The sequence below is a fragment of the Pseudoxanthomonas sp. 134C1 genome (assembly GCF_057773065.1).
This window is the reverse complement of the sequence record NZ_JBYMTH010000001.1, coordinates 850,694-856,693: the sequence shown is the minus strand read 5'-3', so window position 1 is coordinate 856,693 and position 6,000 is coordinate 850,694. Positions and strand designations below refer to the sequence as shown.

The 6,000-nt window shown below is 64.7% G+C and carries 6 protein-coding genes; all 6 read right to left on the bottom strand.

Annotated features, from left to right (window positions below):
- The coding region (locus tag AC3DEZ_RS03830) for a phospholipase effector Tle1 domain-containing protein (RefSeq protein ID WP_488387022.1) at positions 1-674 on the bottom strand (674 nt) is incomplete at its 3' end.
- 15 nt (positions 675-689) lie between these two features.
- A complete protein-coding gene (locus AC3DEZ_RS03825) occupies positions 690-1,316 on the bottom strand; it encodes a hypothetical protein (protein ID WP_488387021.1) in 627 nt (208 codons plus the stop codon).
- Between the two features lie 230 nt (positions 1,317-1,546).
- Positions 1,547-2,173 carry a hypothetical protein gene (locus AC3DEZ_RS03820; protein ID WP_488387020.1) on the bottom strand — a complete coding sequence of 209 codons (627 nt, stop codon included), beginning with the start codon at positions 2,171-2,173 and terminating at the stop codon, positions 1,547-1,549.
- Between the two features lie 230 nt (positions 2,174-2,403).
- Positions 2,404-3,018: a hypothetical protein gene (locus tag AC3DEZ_RS03815; protein WP_488387019.1), complete on the bottom strand. Its 615-nt coding sequence runs from the start codon at positions 3,016-3,018 to the stop codon at positions 2,404-2,406.
- Positions 3,019-3,218: 200 nt separating this feature from the next.
- On the bottom strand, positions 3,219-4,325 hold the full coding sequence (gene dinB, locus AC3DEZ_RS03810) for a DNA polymerase IV (RefSeq protein WP_488387018.1): 1,107 nt from the start codon (positions 4,323-4,325) through the stop codon (positions 3,219-3,221).
- Between the two features lie 228 nt (positions 4,326-4,553).
- On the bottom strand, positions 4,554-5,969 hold the full coding sequence (locus AC3DEZ_RS03805) for an aminotransferase-like domain-containing protein (protein WP_488387017.1): 1,416 nt from the start codon (positions 5,967-5,969) through the stop codon (positions 4,554-4,556).
- Positions 5,970-6,000 lie beyond the last annotated feature (31 nt).

Below are 6,000 nucleotides of genomic sequence, written 5' to 3'. Positions count from 1 at the left end.
TGTTCGCGCACGCCGGTGGACACCGGGTCGAACAGCAGCGCGGCCTGCGCGGTCAGGCCGGGTTGGACCAGCAGCGGACGGTCGGCATAGCGGATGTGGGTCACCAGGTTCTCGCGGTTCACCGAATGGCGCGCGCCATCGGCGTCGCGGATGCCGCGCTCGTGCACCAGCCGCTGCAAGGCGGCGACCTGTTCGGCGCCGCGGCTGAAACCCACCCCGACCACCCGAATCTGCGCCTGCGGGTCTTCCTGCAGCCAGGCTTTGGCTTGTGTGCAAAGTTGAAAATAAGCCGTCTCCACCCGTTCGTCGAAGGTGTGGCCGAAGCGGCCATCCAGGAGCCGGGTCGGGGTCTTCCACAGGCCGGTCTGGGTGAAGGTGCCTTCGACATAGCCACCGGCGATGTGGGTGATGCCCTGGTTCTTAAGGTCTTTCACCTGTTGGTAGGTGTTTGCCACGACGCTCCAATGCTCGGGCTTGTCCTTGAACAGGCTGTTGCCGGTGCCGTCCAGGGCGGCGATGAACAGCCGCTGGTGCGGGTCGCCGGTTCGCAGCAGGAGCGGAACACGCATCCGCGCCAGGTCGGCTTCGGCCTGGCGGTAGCTGTCCAGGTCCTGCGCATCGGCCGGGTAATAGCTCACGCCGCCATCGCGGGGCGAACGGGGGACAGACCCCATGGCGTGCCTCCTGGCCTAGTACGTTTGACTGAAGACCTGGATGAGGTCGTCCCGGAAATCGCTGTAGCGATTGCCCGGAATTTGCAGTTCCCGGGTTGAGATGTGCGCCCGCATGTAAATGTTGATGGTGCGGTCGTTGACCTCCAGGATGATGCCCGGCAGCGCTCCGGGACCGATGCCTTCTTCGGCGATGTCTTCGCGCCTGAGGTTGTGGCGAATCAACTGGTCCTGGAATATCTGGCCGATGTCGATATCGGCTTCATGTGCCTGACCGTCCCGGGACCGCCAGGTCACTTTTGCCGGCGGCGGGAAGTTGGGAATGGGACCCATCGTGGCGGACATGTTGTGGGGGTACTTGTCTCCCAGCCGTTCGGATGAACCCTGGAGTTCGTCTTCAGCGTCATCCACGCGCTGCATGCCTGCGTAGAAGACGCGACATCCGTAGGTGCTGTAGGTCGAGACGCTGAAGTAGTGCGCATGAAACTTCAGCGGCCACTCGGCGCCGACATTGGTGTGCCAGCCGTCCGGCAGGCGGGAGGGAAAGCCCTCCGGGGAAGAGGAGGAAGACATGCTCTGGCATCCGGTCAGGGTGAGAATTAGCAGCGCGATGCGGGCGATGCAACGGGAAAGGCGTCGTGCCATGGAAGAGGATTCCGGAACTGCGTGCCGGACGACGCTAGTACCTCTGACGCTTGCATGCAACGCACATTGAAAACCGGAAGTGACGCGCTATATGCGACACGAATGACAGGTGCAGGCGCGTACGCTTCGGCCTGGCGGTAGCTGTCCAGGTCCCGCGCATCGGCCGGGTAATAGCTCACGCCGCCATCGCGGGGCGAACGGGGGACAGACCCCATGGCGTGCCTCCTGGCCTAGTACGTTTGACTGAAGACCTGGATGAGGTCGTCCCGGAAATCGCTGTAGCGATTGCCCGGAATTTGCAGTTCCCGGGTTGAGATGTGCGCCCGCATGTAGACGTTGATGGTGCGGTCGTTGACCTCCAGGATGATGCCCGGCAGCGCTCCGGGACCGATGCCGTCTTCGGCGATGTCTTCGCGCCTGAGGTTGTGGCGAATCAACTGGTCCTGGAATATCTGGCCGATGTCGATGTCGGCTTCATGTGCCTGACCGTCCCGGGACCGCCAGGTCACTTTCGCCGGTGGGGGGAAGTTGCGGATGGGTCCCATGCCAGCAGTCAGTATTTCTGGATACTTCGAGCCCAACATCGCAGAGTCCGACTTGAGCTGCGCCTCGTCATCCAGGAGGCGCCATCGCTCGTGGTAAAGAACCTTGCACCCATAGGTATTGAAACTGTAGGCATCGAAGTAGTGCGCATGAAACTTCAGCGGCCACTCGGCGCCGACATTGGTGTACCAGCCGTCCGGCAGGCGGGAGGGAAAGCCCTCCGGGGAAGAGGAGGAAGACATGCTCTGGCATCCGGTCAGGGTGAGAACGAGCAGCGCGATGCGGGCGATGCAACGGGAAAGGCGTCGTGCCATGAAAGAGGATTCCGGAACTGCGTGCCGGATGACGCTAGTACCTCTGACGCTTGCATGCAACGCACATTGAAAACCGGAAGTGACGCGCTATATGCGACACGAATGACAGGTGCGGGCGCGTCCGCTTCGGCCTGGCGGTAGCTGTCCAGGTCCTGCGCGTCGGCCGGGTAATAGCTCACGCCCCCATCGCGGGGCGAACGGGGGACAGACCCCATGGCGTGCCTCCTGGCTCAGTAGGTCTGGCTGAAGACCTGGATGAGGTCTCTTTGCATGTTGCTGAGCGGTCTATCCGGAAATCTGGGCTTCTTCAGCCAGATGGTCGTTCGCGTGTAAACATTGATAGTGCGGTCGTTGACCTCCAGGATGATCTCGGTGATAGGGCTGTTCGCCGGGTCACTGGCGTCTTCGCGAGCGACGTGATGGCGAATCAACTGGTCCTGGAATATCTGGCCGATGTCGATGTCGGCTTCATGTGCCTGACCATCCCGGGACCGCCAGGTCACTTTCGCCGGCGGCGGGAAGTTGCGGATGGGTCCACGTCCTGCGGTCAGCAATGACTCGTGTGGACGCCCATACGAGGCTACAGAAGGCGAAGGTATGTCCCCTCCTCCATGCGGGAAGCCTCCATAGACCACCCTGCAAGACTGCGTGTCGAAGCAGTGCACGCCAAAATAGTGCGCATGAAACCTCAGCGGCCACTCGGCGCCGACATTGGTGTACCAGCCGTCCGGCAGGCGGGAGGGAAAGCCCTCCGGCGAAGAGGTGGGAGACATGCTCTGGCATCCGGTCAGGGTGAGAACGAGCAACGCGGTGGAAACGATGCGGGATGAGAGGCGTCGTGCCATGAAAGAGGATTCCGGAACTGCGTGCCGGACGACCCTAGTGTCTGCCCCTCCCACATGCAACGCACATTGAAAACGGAAGTGACACGCTATATGCGACACGAATGACAAGTTTAAGGCACGTCAGTTCCGCCTCGTCCTGGATAAGTTCTCGCCATCAAAACCGTGTTCGTCATGTCCTTGGAATAGCCCCCTCTAGCAGCTCAGTCTCGCAGGATGCCCTCGTCATCTTCGGGTGCGACTTCCACGAACGCGAACAGGTCCGGTTGTTCCGCCACCTCGCCTCGCTCGCGGAAACCGGACACGCCCACGCCGACCAGCCTGTACAGCGTTTCGGCCGGCAGCGCCACGCGGTCACGCAGGGCCAGCGCGATCGCGGTGAATTCCTCGGCGCTGCCCGGCGGCACCTCGGGGGTGAAACTGCGGGTGAGGATGCGGAACTGGGCGGTCTTCAGTTTCAGCACCACGGTGCGGCCGACACGATCGGTCTTGCGAGTCGCTTCCCAGGTCTTGCCGGCCAGCCGGCGCACCTGCTCGTCGATGGCCGACAGCGGCACGTCGCGTTCGAAGGTGTCCTCGGAGGAAATCGACTGCACCGGCTGGTCCGGTTCCACCGGGCGTTCGTCGATGCCGCGCGCGCGCCGGAACAGGCTGCCGCCGAAACTGCCGAAGCGCTGCTCCAGTTCCGCCTGCGGCCACTCGCGCAGCTCGCCCACGGTACGGATGCCCACGGCATGCAGCTTGCCCAGCATCACCTTGCCGACACCGGGAATCCGCTCCACCGGCAACGGGGTGAGGAACGCCTCCACCTGTCCCGGCTTGACCACGAACAGGCCGTCGGGCTTGCGCCAGTCCGAGGCGATCTTGGCGAGGAACTTGTTCGGCGCCACGCCGGCGGAGGCGGTCAGCGCGGTCTCCTCGCGGATCTGCGCGCGGATGGTTTCGGCGATGGCGGTCGCCGAAGGCAAGCCGGTCCTCGCCTCGGTGACATCCAGATAGGCTTCGTCCAGCGACAGCGGCTCGACCAGATCGGTCTGGCGCAGGAAGATTTCGCGCACCTGCCGCGAGACCGCCTTGTAGCGCACGAAATCCGGCGGCACGAAGACACCCTCCGGACACAGCCGTTCGGCACGCACCGCCGGCATCGCCGAACGCACGCCGAACTTGCGCGCCTCGTAGGAAGCCGCGCACACCACGGAACGGCTGCCGCGCCAGGCCACGATCACCGGCTTGCCGCGCAACGACGGATCGTCGCGCTGCTCAACCGACGCGTAGAACGCGTCCATGTCGATGTGGATGATCTTGCGCATGCCGCGGCTATTGTAAGAGTCCCGCCGCCCTCTTTCCTGTGGGAGCGACGCCCGTCGCGATGGCGGGAATCGTTTCCCGAGAGGAAGAGCTCGCGACTCACGTCGCTCCCACCGCCGGGGTTCATGGGAACCCAGGCCGGGGACTGGAGGATTTTTCCTTGTGGGAGCGACGTCAGTCGCGATGGTGGGAATCATTCCCGAGGGAAAAGCTCGCGACTCACGTCGCTCCTACAGGGAGGCGGTGACCAGGCGGCCCAGCGTGGCGATGGCGTTTTCCGCGCGCGCGTCCAGCGGATGCCCGTGGTTGAGACGGATGCAGTGGCGGAACGCGCGGCTGGCGGAGAACATCGGACCGGGCGCCAGACTGATGCCCTGCGCCAGCGCCTGGCGATGCAGCGCGAGCGCGTCCACCCCAGCCGGCAACTCCAGCCACAGAAAATAGCCCCCCTGCGGCCGGGTCACCCGCGTGCCTTCCGGGAAATGCCGCGCGATCGCGCCCATGTATTCCTGCTGTTGCTGTTCCAGGATCTTGCGCAGCCGTCGCAGATGGCGCTCGTAGCCCCCCTTTTCCAGGTACGTGGCCAGCCCGAGCTGGCCGGGTGCCGAGGTCGCCAGCGAGAACGTCAGCTTGTGATGGGCGATCTCGCGCGTGTAGCGGCCCGGCGCCACCCAGCCCACCCGATAACCCGGCGCCAGGCTCTTGGAAAACGAGCCGCAATGCAGTACGCCCCCTGCGCGATCGAAAGCCTTGGCCGGCAACGGACGACGTTCGCCGAAGTACAACTCGGCGTACACATCGTCCTCGATCAGCGGGATGCCGTGGCGTTCCAGCAATTCGACCAGCGCGCGCTTCTTCTCCTCCGGCACGGTGCAACCCAGCGGATTCTGGAAACTGGTCATCAGCCAGCACGCCGCCGGGCGGTGGCGCCCGATGGCCTGGGCCAGCGCGTCCAGATCGATGCCCTCGCGCGGGTGCGTGGGGACTTCGAGCGCATGCAGGCCGTGCCGTTCCAGCGCCTGCAGGGCGGCATAGAAGCACGGCGACTCCACCACCACCGTATCGCCCGGCCGGGTGACCGCCTGCAGGCACAGGTTCAAGGCTTCCAGCGCGCCGTTGGTGATGACGATCTCCTCGGCCGACACCTGCATGCCGGCGATCAGATAGCGCAACGCGATCTGCCGGCGCAGCTGGATCTTTCCCGGGGTCAGATCGTCCACCGTGCTCCACGGGTCCAGCGATTGCGCGGCGGCGGCCATCGCCCGCCCGAGTTTGTCCAGCGGATACAGCAAGGGACTGGGGAACGCCGATCCCAACGGCACGACGTCGTGCGCCATCGCCGATTCCAGCACTTCGAACACCAGTTCGCTCACGTCCACCGGACGCGCGCCGTCGGCCGGCTGCGAGGCGCGCTCCGGCTCCGGCGGCAGCGGTCGCGCGTCGTCGGCCACGTAATAGCCCGAGCGCGGGCGCGAGCGGATCAGGCCGCGCGCCTCCAGCAGGTAGTAGGCCTGGAACACCGTGGCGGGACTGACCTTGCGGCGGGCGCTGGTCTGGCGCACCGACGGCAGCCGCTGGCCCGACCGCAGCAGGCCCTCGCGGATCGAGCGCGCGATGTCCTCGGCCAGGGATTCGTAGCGCTTCATTTCAGCCTTTCCAATCAATCAGTTACTGTCT

Coding starts and splice junctions, on each gene's coding strand:
- AC3DEZ_RS03825 (WP_488387021.1), bottom strand. CDS start 1,316: ATGGCACGACGCCTTTCCCGTTGCATCGCCCGCATCGCGCTGCTAATT.
- AC3DEZ_RS03820 (WP_488387020.1), bottom strand. CDS start 2,173: ATGGCACGACGCCTTTCCCGTTGCATCGCCCGCATCGCGCTGCTCGTT.
- AC3DEZ_RS03815 (WP_488387019.1), bottom strand. CDS start 3,018: ATGGCACGACGCCTCTCATCCCGCATCGTTTCCACCGCGTTGCTCGTT.
- dinB (WP_488387018.1), bottom strand. CDS start 4,325: ATGCGCAAGATCATCCACATCGACATGGACGCGTTCTACGCGTCGGTT.
- AC3DEZ_RS03805 (WP_488387017.1), bottom strand. CDS start 5,969: ATGAAGCGCTACGAATCCCTGGCCGAGGACATCGCGCGCTCGATCCGC.